A 23,789-nucleotide genomic window follows, 5' to 3' on the forward strand; every position below is an offset into this window, starting at 1 on the left:
TCAAAGGCGTTTCGATCCGGCTTGCAGCCGGCTCGAGTTACTTTTCTTGCTTGTCCAAGAAAAGTAACCAAAAGAAGGACACCCGAGTTTCTCGCCCCTGCGGGGTTCCCTGCGCGCGGGGGCGTTCCGGGGAGGTCGGCTGACAGGCCGTCCATGGCCTGACAGCCGACGCGCCGCATCCTTGCGGCGCCCCTGCGGGCTTTAACCCCGGAACGCCCCCGTGCTCGGCGAGAAAAACGGGGGGGAACGTCAAAGGCAGCAACCCCCTTAACCTGGGTAGCTTGTTGTTCTTTCGTAGGAGCCCCGACCCCGGGGTGAATATTCCACCATTCGCCCCGGGGTCGGGGCTCCTACGATGAAAACCCAAGGCGTATCGAAGCGGTTTTGACCTGACTACCCCTTATGCCGCACCGAGTAGCGCAGGCTTCGAGGGAAAAAGCCCGAAGGGGCGCCGCAGGGACGCGGCGCGTCGCCTGCCAGGCCATGGACGGCCTGTCAGGCGACCCCCTCGAAGCCGAGCAACGCAGGGCACCCGCGATCAGCGGGTGCGGCATCGGGGTGTCCTTCTTTTGGTTACTTTTCTTGGACAAGCAAGAAAAGTAACCCGAGCCCCGTGTAACGGGGATCGGAAGCCTTTGATCTTGATTTCGGCTGGGAATGTCAGTCAACAACACAGCTTGCAGTAAGGCACGGTCGACGGGCCGTACCCCGACCAGTCCCCGGCAGCAAAAAGCTATCCCTCAACATCCACCTTCACCAAAACCGCCCCCGCATCCCGGTCCCTGGTCCGTTGCGTGCCGATGATCCGTTGATCATCCATACGCGATCGCCCGACTGTGCCGCCCAGATCTACCCATTCCCCTGTCTCGATCGTGACCACGGTCTCAAGCCCGCGGGTCTCGATCCGCCCGCCACCGGCCGGGCTCTCCCGCTCGGCGATCTGAACGATGTGCAGGCGCACGCGACCATCGGGCATGAGATGGGGCGTGACCACGAAACCACGGTCGAGGCCCTGGTAGTCCACGCCGCCGACCAGCGTGCCGTCGCGGCGCAGGTAGGCGATGCTGGCCATGGGGATCACCTCGCCTTCGCGGATGTGGGCCTGCTGGCCCTCCTGGACACGCACCCACTGCTCGCCGTTGCGGCGGGTGGTGGTGTAGCGACGTACCACGCGGCCCTGGGCATCGATTTCACCGGCGGGATCGATGCGTTGCTGGTCGCGTTGGGCACTGTCCTCCACGCGCACGGTGAGCCGCAGCTGGCGCACGGGCTGGTCCAGCTCGGCGATCACTTCGCGGATCTGGTTCAGGCGGCCGGGGCTGGTGCGCACGATCAGGCGATAGCCGGTCCCGGTCAGGGCATCCCGGGGGCCGAGCAGGGGCTGGATATGGGGCATCAGTTCATCGGCACTGCGGTGCTGCAGCTGGATGATCTCGATGGGCACCTTGTCGTCTGTCTCGGCCGGCACGACGCCGATCCAGAATAACAGGGGCAACACCAGGAGGAAGGCGGGAAGATGCTTCATGGTCACGGATTCCCGGAGCTGGAGACTGGCCGCCCAGATTTTGGGGTTGAACTGTCTCAAAAAACTGAAGGGACTCGACAGGATTGACATGATTTACACGATTAAATCCTTCCGGAGCTTTTATTCATGTTAATCATGTTAATCCTGTCCATTGTTTTTTCTTTGAGGTCCGTCCAGACCCCGGTGTGTCAGATCTTCAGCCGGCGCAGTTCCGGGTCGGGCATGGCGTGGGTCCAGAAGGTGCGGAAGCGGCCCTCCAGGGTCTGCACCCGGGGCGGTGCGTAGGCATCCGCCATGGCCACGGGGTCGGCGGCGCGGCGCTGGTGCAGGTAGCCGCCGCTGTCGATGAGTACTATGGACTCGTCCAGTCTGGCCTCGTCAGGCGGTTGACGGCGCAGGTGGATGCGGCTGCTGATGCGCAGTGCCAGATCCACCAACCTGTGTCCGCCGCTCGGCAGGCTGCGGCTGTCCTGGATCAGGATGCGCACGTCCGCGTGGCGGCTTCGCCGGGCCAGGGCCGAGACCGCGTCCACCAGGTCGGGGTCGTTGTAGATGAAGGCGTTGAGATCGGGGCTCAGGATCCAGAGTCGCCGGCGAGCCTCCGCGACCCGGTGATGAATGAACTGGCGGATGGCCTCAAGGCCTTCCAGGCGCACGAGGCCGGATTCCCGGTCGGTGCTATCGGGATTCGAGTTCGGATTCCGTTTCAGGGGCATGGCATTCGATCCTTTTGACCATGCGGATGTGAGGGATGCCGGCGTCCATGAAGACCTCGCCGATCTGCTGGAAGCCTGCCTTGGCATAGAACGCGCTCGCATGGCACTGGGCGTTCAGCTCCACTTTAACCATGCCCAGTTCCTTTGCAAGCCTGATGGCCGCATCCAGCAGTGCCCTGCCGACACCGCGGCCCCGCCAGGCAGGGAGTACGGCCATGCGTCCGATGCGTCCGTCCGGAGCAAGTCGCGCAGCGCCGATGGGGTGGCCGCTGCTGTTCCTGGCCAGCAGGTGCAGGCAGGCGATATCCACGCCGTCTCGCTCCAGTTCCAGGGGCACGCCCTGTTCTTCCACGAAGACCGGTTCGCGGACGCTGCGAAGCGCCCCGGTATCCCGAGGCCAGAGTGCCTCGCTCACCGTGAAATCCCGGGGGACGGTGTGACGGGGCGTGGAGGGTCTTTCCTGTTTGTTCGGCATCGGCGCGTAGGGTCCGTGTCGGTTTGGGCTGGGAACATCCTAGACATTGGACCCCTGTGTCAATACTGACCGGGGTCAAGTGATCGTTGGATGGTGTCAACGGAACCGACAAGCGGATGCTGCAGCGCACACTAAGGCACCGTGTGCTGCATCACATTACTGACCCAGCAACGCGTTGCGCAGGTTGCTGGACAGGGGCTCATCGCCCAGCCAGATGCCGAAGTAGGCCCGCGCGAAATCCCGGCCTTCCACGGTGACCAGGGGCTCGCCGTTGAGGCGCAGCACCGTGCCCTGGTCGGGCAGGTACTCCATCACGTAGCGATCGCCGGGACGCACGCTGCGGTAGGCGTCGTGCAGCTGGCGGATACGGGGTTCCAGGGCCTGCAGTTCCTCGGCGCTGAGCTGTCTCTCGAGGATGGTGTTGGCGGCAAGCACCAGGTCGGAGGCCTTGATGTCCACGAAGTACTCGATCTCCAGGCGCTTGGGCTCGCCACGCTCGAGCAGGCTGGAGGCGGGCACGCCCTCGGGGCCGTAGAGGCCGGCGCCGTAGACGCGGATGAACACCGCGTAGCGGGCAACGCCGGTGCCCTTGAGTACAAGGTTCTTACCCGCCTCGTTCTTCAACTGGGTCTGGAACCGGGCATCGCCCACCGTGACCACGCTGGCCTGCGCCGGCAGGGTGGGGATCAGGAACAGCAGCAATGCGGCGACGAACAGGATCATGCGGTCCGTGCAGGTGCTGCGATTGGGCTGCGCGAGCGTCCGCGCGCGCATGTGGGTGTGCAGGCTAGACATAGGCGTTGTCCTCCAGGATCTCGACAGCGTTGCCTTCGCTGTCCTTCAGATAGATGGATGCGGTGCCGTCCCGGTGCGTCTTGAGTTCACCGAAGCTTCTGGCATCGGGATGCACCACGCCGATGTGTGGAGGGTGCTGACCGGGGACCACCAGGGCGAGACTTGTGTTGGCGAATTTCAGCAGCGCCCAGGTCTCGTCCTGGTAGGCGATACGCACCCGGAACTGGTTGCGGTACCAGTCCACCGCCCGCGCCACGTTCTCCACCGGGATGGCCACGTGGTGCAGGGCGTCCAGATCCGCGTCGAAAACCTTTTGCTTCATGTGCCGTGTCCCTCCTTCTTGAAGAACAGGGTGACCTCACCGAGACGGACACCGAACTTGCTCATCTCCGCACGATTGATGAGCACGCCGTCCTCGTGCATGAACATCCAGTCGTTGAAGTTCACGCGCCAGGTGCGCTCGCCCACTTCCAGCATCAAGGTATAGCGGAAGTTGAACGCCTGGCCATAGAGCACGCCGGTCGCGACGCCGTGCACGTCGTCGGCACGACCTTCGTAATGATGTTCGTCCAGGCGCTTGAGGCGCCACACGCGCCGGCTCTCCTCGCCGTCGCTGTAGACGAAGTCCTCCTCCAGCACCAGTTCGTCGCCATCCATGTAGCCGAGGATGTCCACGGTGAACTGGCGGCGGATCTTGCCACTGCGATCCTGGAAGATGCCCCAGGCGCGCACCTGGCCGGTGAAGTAGGTCTCCAGGTCCAGGGTCGGGGTGCTGTCGCGGAAGTCCTCAGGCTTCATGCTGGCGCACCCGCTGAACAGGGCCGACAGGAACAGCAGCAGGAGAAGACGGCGAAGGGATCGGCTCATGGTGAGACTCCGTGGCGGTGTCGAGGTGATCGCGCAGACGCGCGTGGGCGCCCGCATCGATGGGGAAACGCCACACCAGGGCGGTGGCGGCGAGCTTGAGCAGCACCGGCAGGCCCGCGTAGAGCAGGGCCAGCCACATCAGGGCCGAGGCGCTGTTCTCGGCGCCGGCGTCGAATCCGGCCAGCTGCAGCAGCGGGAAGGCGATCCCCACGGCCAGGGCCAGGGCGAGCTTGGTGGCCATGCCCCAGAGGCCGAAGAACACCCCGGCGCGCTCGCCGCCACCGTTGGCGGTGTCCAGATCCACCACGTCCGCCTGGATGGCCGAGGGTAGGGCCAGGTCCACGCCCAGGCTCAGGCCCGACAGCAGGCAGATCACGGCGAAGGCCCACACCTGCCCCTCGGACAGGAACGGCACCCACAGGAACACGGCGCAGGCCCAGAGCATGGACAGGGACCAGGTGCGGTGCTTGGAGGTCACCCGTGCCAGGCGCAGCCACAGGGGCAGGGACAGCACCCCGGCGGCAAAGTAGAGGAGCAGCAGCAGGCCGGCCATCTCCGGTGCGCCCAGCACGTGGCCCACGAACAGCAGGAACAGGGTGGCGGGCAGGGCGTTGGCGGTGCCGTTCAGCAGGTAGGCCAGCAGCAGGCGCTTGAACGGGGCGTTGTCCAGCAGGATGCGCCAGCCCTCGGACCAGGCCACGGGCGCACGCACGCGCTCGGGTTCGCGCACCCGCCACAGGAGCAGCAGCAGGCTCGCGGGGATCAGGATCCAGAGCCACAGGGCGAGACTGGCCAGCGTCGCGCCAGTGTCCTCGCCGTGTCCCAGCAGCACCGGGGCGGCGGCGGCCAGCAGGGTGCCGGCGATCACGAAGCCCTCGCGGCTCGCGGCGATGCGCGAGCGCTGGTGGTAGTCGGGGGACAACTCCGCCCCCCAGGCGGTGTAGGGCAGCGCCACCAGGGTCCAGCCCAGGTAGGTGATGAGACTGAACACCAGCAGGTAGGCCGTACCCGGAGAACCTGCCGGCAGGAACAGGAATGTCACGCCGATGAGCAGCAGCGGTGCGCCGGCCAGCATCCAGATCTTGCGTCGCCCGAACCGGGATCGGGTGTGGTCACTGAGATGGCCCACCAGCGGATCGGTGATCACGTCGAACAGGCGTGCCACCAGCAGCACCGCACCCACGGTGGCCAGACCGATGCCAAACGCCTGGGCATAGAAAGCAGGCAGGAACACGTACAGCGGCAGCCCGAGCACGGCCAGCGGCAATCCAGGCAGGCCGTAGGCGAGCAGGGTGGTCGTGTTCACACTGTCAGGCTGTGTGCTCATGGCTCATGCTGTGTCTTGGAAAGCCTTACCGCAAAGGGCGCGAAGGTATGCGCGAAGGTCGCCAAGGAATGATTGATTGAAAAAACTTCGCGCCCTTCGCGGTCAAGCTTTTCATCACGCCGGCTTGTGCAGAAGCGCCTGCATCAGATCCGTGCGGCCGGTCCTGAAGCCCGCCTCGCAGTAGCTCAGGTAGTAGCGCCAGGTGCGCAGGAAACGCTCGTCGTAGCCGAGCGCCGGCAGCACGTCGGCGTGGGCCATCACCTGGCGGTGCCAGCGGGCCAGGGTCTCGGCATAGTCCAGGCGGTGAAAGCTCTGGGTGCCCACATCCAGTCCCGCGGCCTCGGCCGCGGCGTTGAAGCGCTCCACCGACGGCAGCATGCCGCCGGGGAAGATGTAGAGCTGGATGAAATCGGCGCCCTTGCGGTAGCGCTCGAACACCGCCTCGTCGATGGTGATCACCTGCAGTGCGGCGCGCCCGCCCGGGCGCAGCGCCCGCTGCACGGTCTCGAAATAGGTGGGCCAGTATGCCTCGCCCACGGCCTCGAACATCTCGATGGACACCACGTGATCGAACTGCTCGTCCAGATCGCGGTAGTCCTGCAGACGCAGGTCCACGCGCTCGGAAAGTCCGGCTTTCTCCATGCGCTTGCGGGCGAAGTCCAGCTGCTCCCGGGACAGGGTCAGGCCGGTGACCCGGTAGCCCTGACGGGCAGCCAGTTCGGCGAAGCCGCCCCAGCCGCAACCGATCTCCAGGATGTGCGCGCCGGGTTCGGCATCGAGGCTGTCCAGCAGGCGCTGATACTTGCGGGTCTGCGCACTCTCCAGGGCCTCGTCCCGGGACGCGAACACGGCGCTGGAATAGGTCATGGTCTCGTCCAGCCAGAGCTTGTAGAACTCGTTGCCCAGGTCGTAGTGGAAGGAGATGTTGGCCCGGCTGCCGCGCTTGCTGTTGCGGTTCATCAGGTGACGCAGCCTGCCCATGAAGGTGCTCAGCCGGTTGGCCTCGACCACGCCGGACAGGCGGTGCTCGTTCAGGGCGCCCAGGGTGAGCAGGGCGCTCAGGCACGGCGTGCTCCACTCCCCCTGCATGTACCCTTCCGCGAAACCGATGTCGCCCCGGGTGAGCAGGCGGCGCAGCAGTCGCAAGGGACGGTGAATCTGGATGCTGGCGGAGGGACCCGTGTGCTCGCCGGTGAGGGTGTGGCGATTGCCATCGGCGGCGATCAGGGTCAGTTCGCCGTACTCCAGCTGTCCCAGGCGGCTGACCAGCCAGCGCAGGGGCAGGGGCAGCTTGGGAATGCTCAGTGCGGAGGCAACGCGGTCGGAAGGCGTGGACATCAGGACATCTCCTCTCGGGGCGGGGCGGGCTTGCTGTGGTATCGGGCGCCCTTGAGCCAGATCTTCAGGGCCTGCCAGTGGATCATGGTGATGACCTTGAAGGTCATCAGCGGCATGCGCAGCCAGGTGCGCAGCAGCTGTGCGTCGGTGAACGGGCGTGCCTCGCCGGTCTGGGTGGCGACCAGCATCAGTTCGCCCTGCTGGTATTCGTGGATCAGCACCCGCAGCTTCTCGTCGGGCACGGAGATGCGGAAACGGTACTCGGCGTCCATGTCGATGAACGGCGAGACGTGGAAGATCTTGTCCCGCTGCTGCCGCACCGGGCTCTGCATGGGCCGGCCCGCCTCGTGCAGCAGGTAGTGGTGGTGTTCGCCGAAGGTGTTGCTCACCTCGCAGATCACCGCGCGCAGGCTGCCGTCGCGGTGATGGCAGAACCACACGCTCAGGGGGTTGAACGCGTAACCCAGCACCCGGGGCATGCACAACAGCCGGATCGTCCCGCCGTCCAGGCGGATGCCGTGTTCCGCGAGCTTCGCCTCCACCCAGGGGCGCCAGGGGCTGCCGTCCCGGGGTCCGTGATCCCTGGTGCGCACGCTCAGCAGGTTGAAGCGCTCGAAGGAGAACAGGCGTGATTTCCGGCTGGTCTCATCCAGACGGTCGATGTCCAGCAGCAGGCTGAACACCGGGTACACGAAGCGATAACCCACGGGGAAACGACGCTGGTGCATCACCTGCGTGTGATAGATGCGTGCTGCGGGCTGGGCGGTGTTCACGCCGCCGCCACCCGGTCGGGCCTGGTCTGAATGTGCGCAGGCTCGCGGGACTCGCCGAGCCACGGCGGGCTCACGCCCAGGCGCCAGGCCACGGTCTCGGCGGACTTGAGCCCGTCCTCGTGGAAACCGTAGCCGCACCAGGCACCGCAGAACCACAGGCGGTCCGCGCCCTGGATGCCCGGCACCCGTTTCTGTGCGGCCATGGCGGCGGCATCGAACACCGGATGCTGGTAGGTCATCTCGCGAATGATGGTCTCCTCCCGGGGTTCGGTGAGCGGGTTCAGGCTCACCAGGTAGGGCCCCTCGTTCTCCGGCAGGCGGTGCAGGCGGTTCATCCAGTAGGTCACCGAGACCTGCGGGCCGCCGTCACCGAAATCCCTGGCCAGGTAGTTCCAGGAGGACCACACCGCCCGGCGCTTGGGCATCAGGCGGGCATCGGTGTGCAGCAGGGTACGGTTGGGCTGGTAGCGGAAGGCCCCCAGCACCTGGCGCTCCGCCTCGCTCGGGTTCTCGATCAGGGACAGGGTCTCGTCGGCGTGGCTGGCCATGACCACCTGGTCGAAGCGTTCCACCCGACCATCGGCGCAGCGCACCTGCACCCCGTCGGGGCGGCGACGCACCTGCACCACCGGGGAGCCGGTGTGCACGTCCCCGTTGAAGGTGTCCAGCATGCGGCGCACGTACACGCGGCTGCCGCCGGTGACGGTGCGCCACTGGGGCCGGTCGGTGACGTTGAGCAGGCCGTGATTGCGGAAGAAGTTCAGGAACGAGATGAGCGGGAAGTCCAGCATCTGCCGGGTGGGGCAGGACCAGATGGCCGCGGCCATGGGCAGCAGGTAGTCGTCCCGGAAGCCGGCGCCGTAACCTTCGGTGAACAGGTAGTCGCCCAGGCTCACGTCCGGTACCCAGTGGGTCTCCAGCAGTTCCTTGCCGTGGCGGTTGAAACGCAGGATGTCGCGCACCATGCGCAGGAAGCGCGGCCGCACCAGGTTGCCGCGCTGGGCGAACAGGGTGTTGAGGTTGGTGCCCGCGTACTCCATACGCCCGTCGCCGATCGAGGCGCTGAAGGACATGTCGGTGTCCTGGGAGGCGACGCCCAGGTGGCGGAACAGGCTGGTGAGTTCCGGGTAGTTGTGCTCGTTGAACACCACGAAGCCGGTGTCCACCGGCACCGGACCCCGGGGGCCGTCTACCATCAGGGTGTTGCTGTGGCCGCCCACGTAATGATTGCGCTCGAACAGGGTGACCTGGTGGCGCTTGTCCAGCAGCCAGGCGCTGGCCAGGCCGGAAATGCCGCCGCCGATGACTGCGATGCGGGAATCTGCGTGGATCATGGGACGCTCCTGGGCGTGGGGTTCTGGCCTTGAATAAAGCCGATGCAATACTTATACACCATCTGTACAATTTTTGTAAATTGGTGTACAACTATTTTGTGATCGAGACCCGGGGGTCTCTGTTGAAGGAGTCAATGCCATGCGCCGAATGAGCTTCCTTGCGATCCTGACAGTGCTGCTGGCGGTGCCCGCCGCGCAGGCCGCCTGTCCCGACTACCTGAACGTGAACAAGCGCCCCCTGACCGGGGGTGAAGCCATCAACCTGTGCGAGACCTATCGCGGCCAGGTGATGCTGGTGGTCAACACCGCCAGCAAGTGCGGCTTCACCCGCCAGTTCGAGGGCCTGGAGGCCCTGTACGCCCGCTACCAGGACCGTGGACTGGTGGTCATGGGCTTCCCCTCCAATGACTTCGGTGGCCAGGAGCCGGGTACCGAGGAACAGATCCTGGAGTTCTGCCGCCTGACCTACGGGGTGCAGTTCCCCATGTTCGAGAAGACCCACGCCGCCCGGGAGCAGGCCGATCCCCTGTACCGGGGACTGGCCCGGGAGGCGGGGGGAGTTCCCGGCCTGGAACTTCCACAAGTACCTGATCGACCGTGAGGGCCGCGTGGTGGGCAGCTTCCCGAGCCGGGTGACCCCGGAGGATCCTGCCCTGATCCGGGCCATCGAGGCGCTTCTGTGAGCGCACAGGCCCCCGTACATCCGGCAGACCACAGCCCTGCCGGCTGGCTGGATGAGGCCCTGGCGGGCGCGGAGGTGGTGATCTTCCGCTCCCGGCTCACGGATGTGCGCCCGCTCAAGAGCTGGCTCTCCCGGCATCCGGAGGTGCGGGTGCGGGAGGTGCTCATGGAGATGGGCAGTGGTGAGCAGCGGGAGCGCTTCCAGGGACTCAAGACCCGTACGGACTGGGAGACCCTGCCCCAGGTGTTTATCGACGGACAGTTCGTGGGCGGGCAGGTGGAGTTTTTCGGCCATCCCCTGGTCACCGGCCGGGACGTGACCCCGGCGACCCCCGGGGCCTCCCTGCCACCGGTCGCCCTGGTCAAGGCCCTGGGTTACGCGGGACTCGTGCCCTTCGGGGTGGGTCTGCTGATGCTGCTGTTCGGGATGCCGCTGCCCCGGGACTCTGCCGGCGCCTGGCTGGCCGCCTACGGCGCGGTGATCGCCACCTTCCTGGGGGCGGTGCACTGGGGCCAGGCCCTGGCCGGACGTTTCCCGGCGGGGCAGGCGGGCAGGGCCATGGTCTGGGCCGTGGTGCCCTCCATCCTGGCCTGGCTGACGCTGCTGCTGCCGGTGGACTGGGCCCTGCCCCTGCAGGTGGCCCTGTTCGCCCTGATCCTGGCGGTGGACGGCCGTTTCGGTGCGCAACTGGGCTGGCCCGGGTATTATCGCCGCTTGAGACTTATCCTGAGTGCGGCAGTCATGATTACGCTGGCCACGGCCTGGCTGATTCTGTTGGCAATTCCTTAAACGCATCAGGAGTGAGACGACGATGAAAGCACAAGCGAAGGAATACCTGATGAGCCATCACGACTGCTGCGAGCAGGAAGACGATTTTCCCGGTGCCGATGCCGAACAGCGCATGGCCGAGGACTACACCCGCATCATCCGCGGCCTCGGGGAGGACCCCGATCGCAACGGCCTGATCGGCACCCCGCTGCGCGCGGCCCGGGCCATGTCCTACCTGACCCGCGGTTATCACCAGAGCCTGGACGAGCTGGTCAACGGCGCCCTGTTCGAGACCGACAACGACGAGATGGTGCTGGTGCGCGACATCGAGTTCTACTCCCTGTGCGAGCATCACCTGCTGCCCTTCCTGGGCCGCTGCCACGTGGCCTACCTGCCCAAGGGCAGGGTGATCGGTCTGTCCAAGATCGCCCGCATCGTGGACATGTTCGCCCGCCGCCTGCAGATCCAGGAGACCCTCACGCGCCAGATCGCCGAGGCCATCGAGTCGGTGACCGATGCCCGGGGCGTGGCGGTGGTCATGGAGGCCAAGCACATGTGCATGATGATGCGCGGCGTGGAGAAGCAGAACTCCACCATGACCACCTCCATGATGACCGGCACCTTCCGTAACGATGCCCGCACCCGTGCGGAATTCATGGGCTTGATCAGATAGACAAGGCGAAAGGCGTTTTAGCCACAGAGGGCACAGAGGTCACAGAGAGAAAACCCTTGTAGGAGGGGCGACCTCGCCCCGAACATCGATGCCAGGCCGACCACCGCTGTTCGGCCCGAAGTCGGGCCTCCTACCGCAATGATTTTTTCTCTGTGACCTCTGTGCCCTCTGTGGCTAAACATCATCCTTCATCCTTCGTTCCTTTAATCACCTCCCACATCTCCAGCGCCTGCCGGCGGCTTTCCGCGAGATCCACGATGGGCCGTGGATAGTTGCCGCCCAGGCGCACACCCGCCGCCTTGAGGATCGCCTCGGGCGCCTCCCAGGGCCTGTGGATGTATTTCGCCGGCAGCTTCGCCAGTTCCGGCACCCACTGGCGCAGGTAGTCGCCGTTGGGGTCGAAGCGCTCGCCCTGGAGCACGGGATTGAACACCCGGAAGTAGGGGGCGGCGTCGGCGCCGCAGCCGGCGGTCCACTGCCAGCCCAGGGTGTTGCCGGCCAGGTCCGCGTCCACCAGGGTGTCCCAGAACCAGCGGGCCCCGGTGAGCCAGTGGGCGCCCAGGTTCTTGGTGAGCAGGGAGGCGACGATCATGCGCACCCGGTTGTGCATCCAGCCGGTGGCCCACAGGGCGCGCATGGCGGCGTCCACCAGGGGGATGCCGGTGCGGCCCCGCTGCCAGGCCCGCAGCGTCTCTTCATCCAGTTCGCGCCAGGGCAGCTTGCGAAAGCGCGGGTCCAGGGGCTCGTCGCTGGTCCGGGGGAAATGGTAGAGCAGGTGATGGGCGAACTCCCGCCAGCCGATCTCGCGCAGGAAGCTGTCGATGCCCTGGTGGGCCGCCTTGCCGCCATGCCGGTCCTTGGCTACCTGGCAGGCGGCGGCCGCCTGGCGGGGGCCGATCTCACCGAAGTGCAGGTAGGGGGAGAGACGTGAACTGCCGTCCCGGTCGGGGCGGTTGCGCATCTCGTCGTAGTCCGCCACCGCCTCGTCCATGAACTCCGCAAGGCGTGCCAGGGCGCCGGCCTCGCCGGGCTGCCACAGTTCGGTAAAGCCCGCGGCCCAGTCGATGTCGGGCAGCAGGCCCAGGGATTTCAGCGTCTCGCCCGGCGGCAGCTGTGCAGGACCCTGGATGCGTTCGGGCGCAGGCGTCACGTCCACCGGCACGCCCAGACCCAGGCAGGCCTTCCAGAAGGGGGTGAACACCTTGTAGGGGGTGCCGTCCTGCTTGGCCACGGTCCAGGGCTCGAACAGCAGGGCGGCATTGAAACTCTGCGTCCGGATGCCCTGATCCCGCAGTTGCTGCTTGATGCCGGTGTCCCGGGCAATCAGCGCCGGTTCGTAGAGCCGGTTCCAGAGCACCTGTTGGGCCCCGGTCTCCCGGATCAGGGCCTGCAGGGTCTCAAGACTCGCACCCTGGCGGATGACGAGATCCACCCCCCGGGCGCGCAGGTCCTCGCCCAGGGCGGCGAGGCTGTGGTGCAGCCACCAGAGGCTCGCGCCGCCGGGTGCCCAGTCGCCTTCCTCCTCCGGGGCATGGATGTAGACGGGGATCACCTCGCCGTCTTCCAGCGCCCGGGCCAGCGCCGGGTTGTCGGTCAGGCGCAGGTCGCGCCGGAACCAGAGCAGGGTCTTCATCACCGGGCCCTCACCATGGGGCGCACGGCGGTGAAGCCGCCGTCCACGGGCAGCACCTGTCCGGTGATCCAGTCGGCCTCCTCGGAGACCAGCCAGCAGGCGGCCCGGGCCAGGTCCTCGGCGGCGCCGTAGCGGCCCAGGGGATACTGGGCGCGAATCTGCTCCTCCGCCGTCTGGGCCGAGAACAGGCGTTCCGTGGCCGGCGTGCGGGTCAGGCCCGGGGCGATGGCGTTGATGCGGATGCCCTGGGGGGAATAGGTGGCGGCCGCCGAGCGTACCAGGGCCTCGATGCCACCCTTGGCCATGGCGATGGCCTCGTGGTTGGAGACACCCACCCGGGCCACCACGGAGCTGACCAGGACCACCTTGCCGGGCCGTTTCGCCTTCAGCGCCGCCTGCACATAGGCGCGCAGGGTGAAGAAGGCGCTGTCCAGGTTGGCGGCCAGTGTCTGGCGATAGGTGTCCTCGTCGGTGCGGTGCAGGGGCGCGAGCAGGGTGCTGCCCACGGCGTGGATCAGGGCATCGGGCGGTGCGCCGAAGGCCTCCATGCAGGCGGCGAGCGCCTGCTCCGCGCCCGCGCCGGTGGAGACGTCGGCCTGGATAGGCAGGAACTGCTCGGATGTGCCGGACAGGCGCGCGGCATCCCGGCTCACGCCGGCCACCCGCCAGCCCCGGGACTGCAGCATGGTGGTGGCGGCCTGGCCGAGTCCGCCGGCGGCGCCGGTGATCAGTGCGGTGCGGGTCATGTTCGGTCTCCGGTGAGGGTTGTGCGGATGTCCTGAGCCTTCCTGCGGATGGCCGCCAGGCGCTCGGGGGAAATACGTTCCAGGTTGCGCCATTGCAGGGTCGTGCGCGGGTGCCTGGAGAATCTTGCCCGGTGCCGGTCCAGGAAGTCCCAGTACAGGGTGGTGAATGGGCAGGCCTGCTCGCCCACGGCCTGGTCCGGCCGGTAGCGGCAGTGCTCGCAGTAGTTGCTCATGCGTTTGATGTACTGGCCCGAGGCCACGTAGGGCTTGGAGGCCATGCGCCCGCCGTCGGCGTACTGGGACATGCCCAGGGTGTTGGGCAGCTCCACCCACTCCACCGCGTCCACGTACACCGCCAGGTACCATTCATGGAGCGCAGGGGGTCTGACGCCCAGCAGCTGGGCGAACAGGCCGGTGACCATGAGCCGCTGGATGTGGTGGGCATAGCCGAGTTCCAGCGTCTGCCCCAGGGTCTCGGCCAGGCAGCGCATGTCCGTCTCCCCAGTCCAGTAGAAGCCGGGCAGCGCCTCCCCGGCCTCCAGTGCGTTCCATTCAAGCCACTCGGGCATGTGCTGCCAGTACAGGCCGCGCACGTACTCACGCCAGCCCAGCACCTGGCGGATGAAACCCTCCACCGAGGCCAGGGGCGCGCGGCCTTCCCGCCAGGCGGCCTCGGCGGCCTCGATCACCTCACGGGGGGAGATGAGCTTGAGGTTCAGGGCCGCACTGATGCGCGCGTGGTAGAGCCAGGGCTCGCCGGTCCACAGGGCATCCTGATAGGGGCCGAAGGCGGGCAGGCGGTGGTCGATGAAGTCCTCGAGCGCCGCCCGGGCCTGTTCCGGGGAGACCGGCCAGTCGAAGGAAGCCAGGGAGCCCGGGTGGTCTGGGAAATGGCGTTCCACGTCCGCCATGGCTTCCCGGGTCAGGGCATCGGGTTCGAAGCCCAGGGGGGCCCGCAGCATCCCGGGGCCTGCCCTGGGCAGGGGCTTGCGGTTTTCGGTGTCGAAGTTCCAGCGTCCGCCGGCGGGCTCGCCGTCTTCCATGAGCACACCCATCTGTTCGCGCACGTGGCGGTAGAAGTGCTCCAGCCGGGTCTGTTTGCGCCGCCCGGCCCAGTGCCTGAACGACTCCAGTGAGACGAGAAAATGTGCGTCCTCCCGGATCTCCAGGGGCACGCCGGCCGAATCGCAGACGCGGGTGAGGGACTGGAGCACCCGATGGTCGCCGGGCCGGGTGAGAATCACCCTCTCGGGGCGCAGTCGCGCCAGGTCCGTGGCCAGGGCCTCGGCGAGCGAGCCATGGGGATGGTGGCCGAGGCGGTGATACACCAGGGGACGGCCGGCCTGTAGGCAGGCGTCCCGGAAGTGGCGCATGGCGGCCAGGAACAGGGTGGAGCGGGCCTTGTGGGACCAGACGTGGGTGGATTCGCCGGTCACCTCCGCCATCCACAGGCAGTCCCGGGCGGGATCCAGCGCGACGAGCGGACGCGCACGAGGGTCCAGCTGGTCACCCAGCACGACGATCAGGTGTCTGACTGGCGGGCCAAGCTCAGACCTGGAGGAGGCTTCCATGAAGCCGTCTCGCGGCCTTGTCCGGGTCGGTGCCCAGGGACTGGGCGCCGATGAGTTCCAGGGCGGGCGGCAGCGGCTCGAAGCCGGGACCCATGGCGAACACCGGCAGGCGCTCGCCACCCGCCTCGGCGCCGGGCCAGTGGGCCAGCCGGGCGCTGTGCTGCAGGGGGCTGTCGCTGTAGAGCACGATGGCGCTGGCGTCGGCGCGCCGGGCCAGGGTTTCGAGCCCGGCCACCGGGGCCCCGGTGGTGAGCAGGTGCGCGTGAATGCCCCGTTGTGCCGCGGCCAGGGCGAACAGCAGCAGGCCCAGGTCCCCCGGGGATTCGTGCATCGGCACGGCGAGCACGTGCATGGCGTCGGCGCAGCACTGCTGCTGGCGCAGGCGGGTGTCCAGGGTCTGGCGCAGCCAGCGGTTGAAGAAGGCCAGTTCGGCACCGGCCACCACGTCGGTCACGGGGCGTTCCTGGAGCATGCGCTGCAGGGGCAGGGCGAGCTGCTGGATGACCGTGTCCAGGGAAAACAGCGACAGGGCGTCTTCCCAGGTGGCGCTCATGGCGGGGACATCCAGGCTGCCGATGGCCTCGCGCAGGCGCATGCGGTAGTCGTTCCAGCCGCGGCTGTCGCGTCCCGGCGGCGGGGTCTGGGGCGCAGCCGTGCTCTCGGCGGGCGGCGTCTCGGTGCTCTCCAGCAGCTGTCCCACCTGGCCGATGGACACGCCCTGGTCCAGCAGGCGCAACACCCGGTTGATGAGTTCGATGTCCTCGCCGCTGTAGAGGCGGTGGCCCTTAGGTGTGCGCTTGGGCCGGATCAGGCCATAGCGGCGCTCCCAGGCGCGCAGGGTCACGGGATGAATGCCCGTCAGTGCACACACCGTGCGGATGGGGAACAGCCCTTCCTCGGTCGGCAGGTCTTCAATGGAGTCCGTGGTGATCGCCATGGAAATAATTGTACAACAATTGTATAAAGGATCCAGTGTTTCGCGTACAAATATTTTACAGGTAATCCGGAGGGTTTCCATGGAATCACCCGTGGCATGGCTGATCGGTGCGAGCAGCGGCATTGGGGCCGAGCTGGCGCGGCGCCTGGCCGACGCCGGCTGGCAGGTGGCGCTGACTGCCCGGCGGGCGGAGCGCCTGGAGGCCCTGTGCCAGGCATCGCCCGCGCAGTTGTCCAGCTTTCCCGGGGATGTCACCGACCCCGAGGGGCTCGCGGCCCTGGCTGCGCGCATCGAGGCGGAACTGGGACCGGTTGAACTCTGCATCCTCAATGCCGGCGACTACGAGCCCATGGGGCTAGACGACTTCGATGTGAGCCTTTTCCGGCGTCTCATGGAGGTGAATTACCTGGGCGTGGTCCACGGCCTGGCCGCCGTGATGCCCGCCATGCGCGCCCGGGGGCGGGGGCAGATCCTGATCACCGCGAGCCTGGCCGGCTACCGGGGTCTGCCCCGTGCCGCGCCCTACGGGGCCACCAAGGCGGCGCTGATCAGCCTGGCGGAATCCCTGCAGCCGGAACTGGCCGCCGAGGGGGTGCGCCTGCGGGTGATCAACCCGGGCTTCGTGAAGACCCCGCTCACGGACAAGAACCGTTTCGAGATGCCCTTCCTCATGACCACGGAACAGGCCGCCGAGGCCATCATGAAGGGGCTGCACAATGATGCCTTCGAGATCCGCTTTCCCTGGCGCTTCGCCCTCATGATGGGCCTGCTGAGGCTGCTGCCCAACGGCCTCTACCTGCGCATCGCGCGGCGCATGGTGTCGGCATGAACGGCACCGTGGATCTCGCCGAGCGGGTCAGGGCCTACGCGGAGTTCTTCGCCACCCTGACGCCGCAATCCCTGGACAGGCTCGATGAACTGTTTACTCACAGGGCCCGCTTCAAGGACCCGTTCAACGACGTGAGCGGCGTGCCCGCCATCCGCGCGGTATTCGAGCACATGTACAGGGTCTGTCCGGCGCCCCGCTTCGAGGTGCGGGAGTGGGCCCTGAGCGGGCAGACCGCCTTCATCCGTTGGCGCTTCACCGATGGTCCCACCGTCGGGCGACGCATGGCCCTGGACGTGGACGGCATGAGCCGCGTGGTGTTCGACGAGGCGGGCCGGGTGTTGGAGCACGTGGATTACTGGGACCCGGCGGCAGCGCTCTACGAACGCATCCCGATGTTCGGCGCGCTGCTGCGAGCCTTGCGGCGCAAGCTGTCCGCCGAGTGAGCCCAGGCCGGATGCCGCATCAGGGCGGCTGACGGCGCAGTGCTGGCTTCCTTCGCGCATAGGGCGGCCCGTGGCCGCCGTCAGCCGCAGTGTCGCGGTCAGCAGGCGGGCACGGCCCGCCCTATGTTTCACCTGGAAGCCGACGGCGCGAGACAGGTCGGGAGTAGGCCCTGCTGCACTGGCAGGGCTCGCCGTGCGGGAAGAATCCGGCCGTCTGGTGCGTCGGTTTACAGATAGAACAACACATACAGGCGCGAGCCACGTCCTCGTGCCACCACCGGACCACCGAGGAGTGTGCATGAATACCGTCCGACCCCTGTTTCTTGCCCTGTCCGCCCTGCTGTCCCTGGCGCTCATCACGCTGCCGGCCCAGGCCGAGACCCTGGGCATGGAGAACCGCATGGCCGGGAGCCCGTCGCCCTACCTGCGCCTGCACCAGGACGACCCGGTGCTCTGGCAGGCCTGGGAGGACGCCACCCTGGAACTGGCGCGGGAGAACGACCGGCTCATGTTCGTGTCCGTGGGCTACTTCTCCTGCCACTGGTGCCACGTGATGCAGCGGGAGAGCTTCAAGAACGAGGACATTGCCGCGCGCATCAACGCCGGTTTCGTGCCCGTGAAGGTGGACCGTGAGCTGGACGCGGCCCTGGACGCGCGCTTGATGAACTTCGTGCAGGTGACCCGCGGTTACGGCGGCTGGCCCCTGAACGTGATCCTCACACCCGATGGTTATCCGCTGGTGGGCATCGTCTACATGCCCCCCGATGAGTTCGACGGTTTCATGGAGCGGGTCCACGCCCACTGGATGTCCGACAAGGACAACCTGCGCGAGATCACCCGCCAGGCGGCCCTGGAACTGGCGCAGCTGGAACGGGCCCGGCAGGCCCCGGTGCAGGGCATCAACGTGGACGAACTGCTGGACCGTTTCATCAACGCCAGTCGCGGCCTGGCCGACAAGATGAGCGGCGGCTTCGGCAACCAGAGCAAGTTCCCCCAGGCGGCGCAGCTGCTGGCCCTGCTGGAGGCGCGCCAGTTGCGCGACGAGCCCTGGCTGGACGAGTTTCTGACAGTGACCCTGGACACCATTGCGAGCCAGGGGCTGAGGGATCATCTGGGCGGCGGTTTCTACCGCTACACCGAGGATCCGGGCTGGCAGGTGCCGCACTTCGAGAAGATGCTCTACGACAACGCCCTGCTGGCCGAGGTCTACCTGCGCGCCGCCGAGGTCTTCGGCCGCGAGGACTACCGTCGGGTGGCCCTCGACACGGTGCATTTCATGATCCAGGGCATGGCCACGGGCCGTGGAGATTACGTGGCCAGCCTGTCCGCCGTGGACGACCAGGACGTGGAGGGCGGCTACTACCTGTGGTCGCCGGAGGAGGTGCGCGGGATCATCGGCGACGAGGCCTGGCGGGTGGTGCAGCCCGCCTGGGGCTTCGACACCACGCCGATCCTAGAACATGGCCACCTGCCCATCATTGCGCGCAGCGCGGCCCAGGTGGCAGAACTGCTTGGCATGGAACAGGACCGGGTCGAGGCACTGCTGGAGCAGGCGCGCAGCCAGCTGATGGAGGCCCGGGCCTCACGGGTGCTGCCGGTGGATGACAAGGTGGTGGTGGCCTGGAACGGCCTGACCCTCTCGGCCCTGGCGGCGGCGGCCCCCCACGACCGGCGCGCCGCCGAGGCCGGCGCCGCCCTGCATGCACGCATGATCTCCGCCATGTGGCGCGACGGCGGCCTGCCCAGGGCCCTGGACGCCGCGGGCGCGCCGGTGGGCGAGGGCGAGCTTGAGGACTACGCCTTCGTGGCCCGCGGTCTCGCGGACTGGGCGGCGTTCACGGGTGATGAGAAGGTCTGGTCTCAGGCGAGCCTGGTTGCTGAGCGGGCCTGGCAGCTGTTCCACAACGACGACGGCTGGCGTCCCAGCCGTCAGCCGGTACTGCCCGGTGCGCCGCGCCTGGTGCACCTCGAAGACACGCCCCTGCCGTCCACCAGCGCGAGCCTGAAGCGCACGACCGACCGCATCCTTGGCCAGGTGGGTCATCAGGCACTCCGTGAGCGGGCGGCTCAGGCGCCATCCAGCCTGACCCGCAACCTGGTGGAGACGCCTTTTGTACATGCCAGCCAGATCCTGTATCTGCATGGCCTGGAAGGCGTTGATTCGGGCCCGTCAGGCACGAACTGAGTGGACTTGATGTGATGAAAAAACGAACCCCGCCGAATGGCGGGGTTCGTTTGTGTGGCTCAAGTACTCGGCAAGGGGGCAGAGACCTACACAGTGTTCGTCCCTCTATTCTTGCCGTCAGAAGGCGTCCAGGGTCTCCTGCACGATCTCCTCCAGCAGTTCCTCCACGGCCATCAGACTTTCCCTGGAGGCATCGTCACCCACGGGAATGGGACGACGGTAGGAGACGTAGACCGTGTTTGGCTCCGCCTTGGTGACGTAGACCGCCACGATGTAGGGGCAGAACACGATGTTGTGGATGTCCGCCTCCATCATGCGCCGGGAGATCACCGCGCTGCAGAACTCCAGGGCCTCGCCTTCCTGGTACAGGGGCTTGCCGCCCACGTCGGCGGCGGTGCGCTTGAGCATGTTGCCGATGTAGGCCACGTTGTTGATCACGATGCCGCGGTTGGTGATGGCCATCTCCAGGGCCTCGCGGTAGGTGGCGAACTCCCCTTCGACGCTGTAGACGCGCATGTGCTCGGTCTCCAGCAGCGGTTCCTTGGCGAGGGAAGCCTGGGAGAACAGGCACAGGCAGGTGACGAGGGCGATGAGGATTCTGGATTTCATGATGACTCCGGAATGCATGGATTTTTTTGGGGTTATGAAATGTTGGAACGTGTCGGACCTTGAGGGTTCCAGTCATGCTGATCCCGGCAGTTTAACCGCTCGGGTGTGCAATCAGTCCGGAAAGTAATGGCCCACGTGCAGCAGGCGGGGCGCCCAGTAGGGATTGTCCAGGCGCTCGATGCTCACGTGGCCGCCGGAGGAGGGGGCGTGCACGAACTGGCCGTTGCCCAGGTAGATGCTCACGTGGGAGGGCTTGTTGTCGTTGATGCGAAAGAACAGCAGGTCCCCCGGTTGCCGGGCCTGGGCCGGTACCGGGCGTGCGTGGGCGGCCTGATCACCGGTCTGCCTCGGCACGGGGATGCGCGCCGCCTGGTGGGCATACTGAACCAGGCCACTGCAGTCGAAGCCCCGGGGGGTGTCGCCGCCAAATCGATAGGGTGTGCCCAGTTGCGCCAGCGCGGTGTTGATCACCTGCGCCCGGGCAGGGTGCAGGCTGCCCTGATCCGGCAGCACAGGCGGCAGGCTAGCGGCAGGGCGCTGCGGTGCGGTGCTGGCGCAGGCGCCGAGCAGGCTGGCCAGCAGCAGGGCTGCGGCGAGACGCCCGATACCTGTCAGCCCGTTGAGCACCGCGCCTGCCATCTCAGAAAGGGGCCACCGGCTGGTAACCTTCCGGGATCCTGAACAGATCCGCTGAGAGTCGCTCGCCGGAACTGGAGACCAGGGTGACCGTGGAGCCGTCGGCCATGTTCCTGACCTGCACCGGGATGCCGTCCACCACCGGCAGCATCTCGGCGCCGATCTCGGCGGCCGCCGGCCCGCCCATGGACAGGGCGATGTCGGACAGGTTCTGCATGAACTCGAACAGGTTCTTCAGGGTGGCGAAGTCCGCGCGGTTCATGCGGATGCGATCGGGGGACGCGACGCAGATCTGGTTGGTGACCCGACCCTCCAGCAGCACCTCCATGTGATCGCAGCGCACACCGTTGATGGTGCTCGTCTCTCCGGTCTTGCGGGTGGTGAGTGAGGAGGAGTCCCGGATCGGCGCCTCGCTGCCGGCCATGACGGCCGGGTCAAAGCCCATCTGGATCAGTTGCTGCTCCATCTGCTGGCGCATCTCGGGGGGCATCTGGGCCATCTGTTCGCGCATCTGCTGCACGAACTCCTGCTGCACCGCGCGCATCTCACCGGCCTGGGCCTTGAGCCCTTCCTCGGTCAGTTCGCTGTAGCTTTGCTCCTCGTCGATGATCATGGTCAGGGTGCGCTTGCGGCTGTCGTAGAGGCTGTAGATGACGCTGCGGTCTTCCGCCTGTTCCTCCATGCGTACCAGCTCGCCCTTGATCATGAGGCGGCTGCCGGTGGCGCCATCGGAGTCTGTGAAGTGCAGGGTCATGTCCGCCAGCAGCGCGGTGCTGGTGCTGGCAACGGCCAGCCCAAGGGCCAGGCTGAGAGCAGGGGCGGCAAGACGGGAACGAGGGCGCATCAAGGACTCCGGACGATGAGAGAATATCCGGATCATAGCCCAAGGGCGGGTGGATGTACCAAGCAGGCCCCGACGGAACCGGACGGATTCGAGACCGCTGTCACGACTCCGGTTTCTTGCGCAGGGCATCAATGTTGATGGGCACCACCGTGTCGCTCTTTCTCGGTTCATCCGCGTAGCGGGGGCGCATGTTCATGTCCTGCCCCAGGGCCTCGGCCAGCTCCTGCTGACGCGCCGTGATCAGGCTCAGGCAATCGCGGATGTTCTGGATGGTCTTGTCACTCAGGGGATGCTTCATGCCGGGTGGCGCATGGGTGTCCCGGGCCACGTCGGTGAGCACCGACTGCATGATGCGCAGGATCTTCTGCTCCTTGGTCAGTTCGGCGTGGTCGTCGTCGTGATCGGTCATGGGTCGTGTCCCGTGGGTTTCGGTCTATGACTAGAGTATGCAGTATGGACCTGCGAAGCTCGTAGTGTGATAGCCGTAAAGGGGTAGTTTCACCTTTGGCGAGAAAAAAGCGCATGATATCCCTGCGCTTTTTCACAGTCATCGCGGTGCTGGACCATCCCTGGTGGCGGCCGCAGTGTCCCGCGAACACGGAGTGGGCTCGATGGACGAACAACAGGGCGAGGCCGGCTGGCTGATCCAGAGACTCACCCTGGCCTACCATCGCCTGCTCATCGCCGGCTTCGCCCTGACGCCGCTCATTGCCATCGCCTACGTCTACAGCTTCCAGGATCCGGCGCTGCGCTTCGAGCACCACCTGTTCCACGAGGTGGCCATCGGCATCGCCATCGCCCTGAGTGCCTTCGCCACCTACGTTACCTGGCGCTGCTACCGGGCCTCGGGTGAGGTCTTCCTGCGCTGGCTGGCCCTGGGCTTTCTGGGCTTCACCGTCATCTACCTGCCCCACGGCTTTCTCACCCGTATCGTGGACGAAGGGCTGGCGCTGTTCCTGATCTTCGGACCCGCCTCGAGGCTGGTGATGGCCGCCTGTTTCTTCATCGCCCTGCTGCGCTACCGCGCGCTGCCCGATGTCCTGCCGGTGCGCTGCCGGTATCAATTCTGGCTGGCAGGGCTGGGGGTGTTCATGCTCATCATGGGGATTGCCGCTTACCTCGGCCAGCTGCCCTGGGCGCAGGCTCGTCCCGTGCTCGTGGGCCTGGAGACCGGGGCCATGTTGCTGTCCCTGGCCGGCATCCTGGTCATGGCGGTGCTGCGTACCCGTTCTCCCCTGATGACCGTCTACATGGTCTCTCTGGCGGTCTTCGCCCAGGCCTCCCTTGCATTCCTGCTCGCCACCCCCTGGAACCACCTGTGGTGGCTGGGCCATGGCATCTTTGCGGCCGGTTTCTTCATGCTCAGCTACGGCATCGTGCAGGCCTTCCACACCACCCGGTCCTTTTCCACGGTCTACAGCCAGATGGACATGATGGCGCAGCTGCGCGAGCAGCAGGCCTGGACCCAGGAGGCCCTGCTGCAGGTCCAGGAGGCCAACCGCAAGCTTGAACAACTGGCCTCCACCGATGCGCTCACCGGCGTGGCCAACCGGCGTCAGCTGGTGGAACGGGCCGACATGGAGGTGCCCAGGTCAGAGCGCCATGGTGCGCCGCTGTCGCTGCTGTGCCTGGATCTGGATCACTTCAAGCGCATCAACGACGACTACGGCCATCTGGCCGGGGATGAGGTCCTCAAGCAGGTGGCCGAGGCGATCCAGCAGAGCCTTCGCCCCTCCGACCTGCTGGCCCGTGTGGGCGGCGAGGAGTTTCATGTGTTGCTGCCGGACACGGACCTGGCGGGCGCCAGGGACGTGGCCGAACGCATCCGGGTGAAACTGGAGGGCCTGGATATCCCGGTGCAGGGGGTGGTGCTGCACGTCACCGTCAGTGTGGGCTGCGCGCAGCTGGGGCCGGACGGCGCGGACATGAAGTCGCTGACCCACACGGCGGACGAGCGGCTCTACCAGGCGAAGGCGCTGGGCAGGAATCGGGTGGTGATCGCCTAGGCGGGCTCGGCGGAGCGTGCGCAGCACATGCAGATGCGTCTACGTGCGGTCAGGCGCGCACCCCCTGTAGGAGGCCC

Annotated in this window: 24 protein-coding genes and 1 pseudogene; 7 read left to right on the forward strand and 18 right to left on the reverse strand. The window is 66.7% G+C overall.

Annotation, left to right across the window (positions count from 1 at the left end; translation table 11 throughout):
* Positions 1-733 precede the first annotated feature (733 nt).
* The 10 genes from TGR7_RS06925 to TGR7_RS06970 form a co-directional block, all read right to left on the reverse strand.
* Positions 734-1,525, reverse strand: coding sequence for a secretin N-terminal domain-containing protein (locus tag TGR7_RS06925; protein ID WP_148211474.1), 792 nt, complete (start codon positions 1,523-1,525; stop codon positions 734-736).
* Between the two features lie 188 nt (positions 1,526-1,713).
* The gene (locus TGR7_RS06930; RefSeq protein ID WP_012637950.1) at positions 1,714-2,241 is read right to left on the reverse strand and encodes a DUF7931 domain-containing protein; all 528 of its coding nucleotides are present in this window, start codon (positions 2,239-2,241) and stop codon (positions 1,714-1,716) included.
* Positions 2,204-2,716 carry a GNAT family N-acetyltransferase gene (locus TGR7_RS06935; protein ID WP_012637951.1) on the reverse strand — a complete coding sequence of 171 codons (513 nt, stop codon included), beginning with the start codon at positions 2,714-2,716 and terminating at the stop codon, positions 2,204-2,206. The genes TGR7_RS06930 and TGR7_RS06935 overlap by 38 nt, the downstream gene beginning before the upstream one ends.
* A 156-nt stretch (positions 2,717-2,872) precedes the next feature.
* A complete protein-coding gene (locus tag TGR7_RS06940) occupies positions 2,873-3,511 on the reverse strand; it encodes a chalcone isomerase family protein (RefSeq protein WP_012637952.1) in 639 nt (212 codons plus the stop codon).
* A complete protein-coding gene (locus tag TGR7_RS06945) occupies positions 3,504-3,833 on the reverse strand; it encodes a VOC family protein (RefSeq protein WP_012637953.1) in 330 nt (109 codons plus the stop codon). Before TGR7_RS06945 ends, TGR7_RS06940 begins: the two co-directional genes overlap by 8 nt.
* Positions 3,830-4,378 carry a DUF3833 domain-containing protein gene (locus TGR7_RS06950; protein ID WP_041441193.1) on the reverse strand — a complete coding sequence of 183 codons (549 nt, stop codon included), beginning with the start codon at positions 4,376-4,378 and terminating at the stop codon, positions 3,830-3,832. The genes TGR7_RS06945 and TGR7_RS06950 overlap by 4 nt, the downstream gene beginning before the upstream one ends.
* On the reverse strand, positions 4,299-5,705 hold the full coding sequence (locus tag TGR7_RS06955; protein WP_012637955.1) for an MFS transporter: 1,407 nt from the start codon (positions 5,703-5,705) through the stop codon (positions 4,299-4,301). Before TGR7_RS06955 ends, TGR7_RS06950 begins: the two co-directional genes overlap by 80 nt.
* 114 nt (positions 5,706-5,819) lie before the next feature.
* Positions 5,820-7,043 carry an SAM-dependent methyltransferase gene (locus tag TGR7_RS06960; protein ID WP_012637956.1) on the reverse strand — a complete coding sequence of 408 codons (1,224 nt, stop codon included), beginning with the start codon at positions 7,041-7,043 and terminating at the stop codon, positions 5,820-5,822.
* Positions 7,043-7,816, reverse strand: a complete 774-nt coding sequence (locus tag TGR7_RS06965; protein WP_012637957.1) for a DUF1365 domain-containing protein — start codon at positions 7,814-7,816, stop codon at positions 7,043-7,045. The genes TGR7_RS06960 and TGR7_RS06965 overlap by 1 nt, the downstream gene beginning before the upstream one ends.
* Complete coding sequence (locus tag TGR7_RS06970) at positions 7,813-9,150, reverse strand: NAD(P)/FAD-dependent oxidoreductase (RefSeq protein WP_012637958.1); 1,338 nt, start codon at positions 9,148-9,150, stop codon at positions 7,813-7,815. Before TGR7_RS06970 ends, TGR7_RS06965 begins: the two co-directional genes overlap by 4 nt.
* A gap of 148 nt (positions 9,151-9,298) precedes the next feature.
* On the opposite strand from TGR7_RS06970, the pseudogene TGR7_RS06975 reads away from it, so the two are divergent.
* The 3 genes and pseudogenes from TGR7_RS06975 to folE all read left to right on the forward strand — a co-directional run bounded on the left by TGR7_RS06975 (position 9,299) and on the right by folE (position 11,273).
* A pseudogene (locus TGR7_RS06975) lies at positions 9,299-9,833 on the forward strand (glutathione peroxidase).
* Positions 9,830-10,621: a DUF3429 family protein gene (locus tag TGR7_RS06980; protein WP_012637960.1), complete on the forward strand. Its 792-nt coding sequence runs from the start codon at positions 9,830-9,832 to the stop codon at positions 10,619-10,621. Before TGR7_RS06975 ends, TGR7_RS06980 begins: the two are co-directional and overlap by 4 nt.
* 112 nt (positions 10,622-10,733) lie before the next feature.
* Positions 10,734-11,273: a GTP cyclohydrolase I FolE gene (gene folE / locus TGR7_RS06985; RefSeq protein ID WP_231363546.1), complete on the forward strand. Its 540-nt coding sequence runs from the start codon at positions 10,734-10,736 to the stop codon at positions 11,271-11,273.
* Between the two features lie 181 nt (positions 11,274-11,454).
* Here folE and TGR7_RS06990 read toward each other — a convergent pair whose 3' ends face one another.
* Genes TGR7_RS06990 through TGR7_RS07005 form a run of 4 tightly spaced genes read right to left on the reverse strand, consistent with a single transcriptional unit; the run spans position 11,455 to position 16,160 of the window.
* Entirely contained in the window at positions 11,455-12,906 is a 1,452-nt protein-coding gene (locus TGR7_RS06990) for a cryptochrome/photolyase family protein (RefSeq protein ID WP_012637962.1), read from the reverse strand.
* The gene (locus TGR7_RS06995; RefSeq protein WP_012637963.1) at positions 12,906-13,652 is read right to left on the reverse strand and encodes an SDR family NAD(P)-dependent oxidoreductase; all 747 of its coding nucleotides are present in this window, start codon (positions 13,650-13,652) and stop codon (positions 12,906-12,908) included. The genes TGR7_RS06990 and TGR7_RS06995 overlap by 1 nt, the downstream gene beginning before the upstream one ends.
* Complete coding sequence (locus TGR7_RS07000; RefSeq protein WP_012637964.1) at positions 13,649-15,223, reverse strand: cryptochrome/photolyase family protein; 1,575 nt, start codon at positions 15,221-15,223, stop codon at positions 13,649-13,651. The genes TGR7_RS06995 and TGR7_RS07000 overlap by 4 nt, the downstream gene beginning before the upstream one ends.
* A complete protein-coding gene (locus TGR7_RS07005; RefSeq protein ID WP_012637965.1) occupies positions 15,201-16,160 on the reverse strand; it encodes a MerR family transcriptional regulator in 960 nt (319 codons plus the stop codon). Before TGR7_RS07005 ends, TGR7_RS07000 begins: the two co-directional genes overlap by 23 nt.
* 79 nt (positions 16,161-16,239) lie before the next feature.
* Between TGR7_RS07005 and TGR7_RS07010 the strand changes: the two genes are divergently transcribed.
* The 3 genes from TGR7_RS07010 to TGR7_RS17890 all read left to right on the forward strand — a co-directional run bounded on the left by TGR7_RS07010 (position 16,240) and on the right by TGR7_RS17890 (position 19,617).
* Positions 16,240-16,989, forward strand: a complete 750-nt coding sequence (locus TGR7_RS07010) for an SDR family NAD(P)-dependent oxidoreductase (RefSeq protein WP_012637966.1) — start codon at positions 16,240-16,242, stop codon at positions 16,987-16,989.
* Entirely contained in the window at positions 16,986-17,432 is a 447-nt protein-coding gene (locus TGR7_RS07015; protein ID WP_012637967.1) for a nuclear transport factor 2 family protein, read from the forward strand. The genes TGR7_RS07010 and TGR7_RS07015 overlap by 4 nt, the downstream gene beginning before the upstream one ends.
* A 298-nt stretch (positions 17,433-17,730) precedes the next feature.
* Complete coding sequence (locus TGR7_RS17890) at positions 17,731-19,617, forward strand: thioredoxin domain-containing protein (protein ID WP_012637968.1); 1,887 nt, start codon at positions 17,731-17,733, stop codon at positions 19,615-19,617.
* A gap of 117 nt (positions 19,618-19,734) precedes the next feature.
* On the opposite strand, the gene TGR7_RS07025 is transcribed toward TGR7_RS17890, so the two are convergent.
* The 4 genes from TGR7_RS07025 to TGR7_RS07040 all read right to left on the reverse strand — a co-directional run bounded on the left by TGR7_RS07025 (position 19,735) and on the right by TGR7_RS07040 (position 22,115).
* Positions 19,735-20,226, reverse strand: coding sequence for a DUF302 domain-containing protein (locus tag TGR7_RS07025; RefSeq protein WP_012637969.1), 492 nt, complete (start codon positions 20,224-20,226; stop codon positions 19,735-19,737).
* A 111-nt stretch (positions 20,227-20,337) separates the two neighbouring features.
* Positions 20,338-20,865: a C40 family peptidase gene (locus tag TGR7_RS07030; RefSeq protein WP_012637970.1), complete on the reverse strand. Its 528-nt coding sequence runs from the start codon at positions 20,863-20,865 to the stop codon at positions 20,338-20,340.
* A gap of 1 nt (position 20,866) precedes the next feature.
* Entirely contained in the window at positions 20,867-21,706 is an 840-nt protein-coding gene (locus TGR7_RS07035; RefSeq protein ID WP_012637971.1) for a DUF4412 domain-containing protein, read from the reverse strand.
* Positions 21,707-21,806: 100 nt separating this feature from the next.
* Positions 21,807-22,115 carry a hypothetical protein gene (locus tag TGR7_RS07040; RefSeq protein ID WP_012637972.1) on the reverse strand — a complete coding sequence of 103 codons (309 nt, stop codon included), beginning with the start codon at positions 22,113-22,115 and terminating at the stop codon, positions 21,807-21,809.
* Between the two features lie 202 nt (positions 22,116-22,317).
* Here TGR7_RS07040 and TGR7_RS07045 point away from each other — a divergent pair, with 202 nt between their 5' ends.
* Positions 22,318-23,712, forward strand: a complete 1,395-nt coding sequence (locus TGR7_RS07045; RefSeq protein WP_012637973.1) for a GGDEF domain-containing protein — start codon at positions 22,318-22,320, stop codon at positions 23,710-23,712.
* Positions 23,713-23,789 lie beyond the last annotated feature (77 nt).

The organism is Thioalkalivibrio sulfidiphilus HL-EbGr7 (assembly GCF_000021985.1).
In the GTDB taxonomy this organism is placed as follows: Bacteria; Pseudomonadota; Gammaproteobacteria; order Ectothiorhodospirales; family Ectothiorhodospiraceae; genus Thioalkalivibrio_A; species Thioalkalivibrio_A sulfidiphilus.

Coding starts and splice junctions, on each gene's coding strand:
- TGR7_RS06925 (WP_148211474.1), bottom strand. CDS start 1,525: ATGAAGCATCTTCCCGCCTTCCTCCTGGTGTTGCCCCTGTTATTCTGG.
- TGR7_RS06930 (WP_012637950.1), bottom strand. CDS start 2,241: ATGCCCCTGAAACGGAATCCGAACTCGAATCCCGATAGCACCGACCGG.
- TGR7_RS06935 (WP_012637951.1), bottom strand. CDS start 2,716: ATGCCGAACAAACAGGAAAGACCCTCCACGCCCCGTCACACCGTCCCC.
- TGR7_RS06940 (WP_012637952.1), bottom strand. CDS start 3,511: ATGTCTAGCCTGCACACCCACATGCGCGCGCGGACGCTCGCGCAGCCC.
- TGR7_RS06945 (WP_012637953.1), bottom strand. CDS start 3,833: ATGAAGCAAAAGGTTTTCGACGCGGATCTGGACGCCCTGCACCACGTG.
- TGR7_RS06950 (WP_041441193.1), bottom strand. CDS start 4,378: ATGAGCCGATCCCTTCGCCGTCTTCTCCTGCTGCTGTTCCTGTCGGCC.
- TGR7_RS06955 (WP_012637955.1), bottom strand. CDS start 5,705: ATGAGCACACAGCCTGACAGTGTGAACACGACCACCCTGCTCGCCTAC.
- TGR7_RS06960 (WP_012637956.1), bottom strand. CDS start 7,043: ATGTCCACGCCTTCCGACCGCGTTGCCTCCGCACTGAGCATTCCCAAG.
- TGR7_RS06970 (WP_012637958.1), bottom strand. CDS start 9,150: ATGATCCACGCAGATTCCCGCATCGCAGTCATCGGCGGCGGCATTTCC.
- folE (WP_231363546.1), top strand. CDS start 10,734: ATGGCCGAGGACTACACCCGCATCATCCGCGGCCTCGGGGAGGACCCC.
- TGR7_RS06990 (WP_012637962.1), bottom strand. CDS start 12,906: ATGAAGACCCTGCTCTGGTTCCGGCGCGACCTGCGCCTGACCGACAAC.
- TGR7_RS06995 (WP_012637963.1), bottom strand. CDS start 13,652: ATGACCCGCACCGCACTGATCACCGGCGCCGCCGGCGGACTCGGCCAG.
- TGR7_RS07000 (WP_012637964.1), bottom strand. CDS start 15,223: ATGGAAGCCTCCTCCAGGTCTGAGCTTGGCCCGCCAGTCAGACACCTG.
- TGR7_RS07005 (WP_012637965.1), bottom strand. CDS start 16,160: ATGGCGATCACCACGGACTCCATTGAAGACCTGCCGACCGAGGAAGGG.
- TGR7_RS07010 (WP_012637966.1), top strand. CDS start 16,240: ATGGAATCACCCGTGGCATGGCTGATCGGTGCGAGCAGCGGCATTGGG.
- TGR7_RS07015 (WP_012637967.1), top strand. CDS start 16,986: ATGAACGGCACCGTGGATCTCGCCGAGCGGGTCAGGGCCTACGCGGAG.
- TGR7_RS17890 (WP_012637968.1), top strand. CDS start 17,731: ATGAATACCGTCCGACCCCTGTTTCTTGCCCTGTCCGCCCTGCTGTCC.
- TGR7_RS07025 (WP_012637969.1), bottom strand. CDS start 20,226: ATGAAATCCAGAATCCTCATCGCCCTCGTCACCTGCCTGTGCCTGTTC.
- TGR7_RS07030 (WP_012637970.1), bottom strand. CDS start 20,865: ATGGCAGGCGCGGTGCTCAACGGGCTGACAGGTATCGGGCGTCTCGCC.
- TGR7_RS07035 (WP_012637971.1), bottom strand. CDS start 21,706: ATGCGCCCTCGTTCCCGTCTTGCCGCCCCTGCTCTCAGCCTGGCCCTT.
- TGR7_RS07040 (WP_012637972.1), bottom strand. CDS start 22,115: ATGACCGATCACGACGACGACCACGCCGAACTGACCAAGGAGCAGAAG.
- TGR7_RS07045 (WP_012637973.1), top strand. CDS start 22,318: ATGGACGAACAACAGGGCGAGGCCGGCTGGCTGATCCAGAGACTCACC.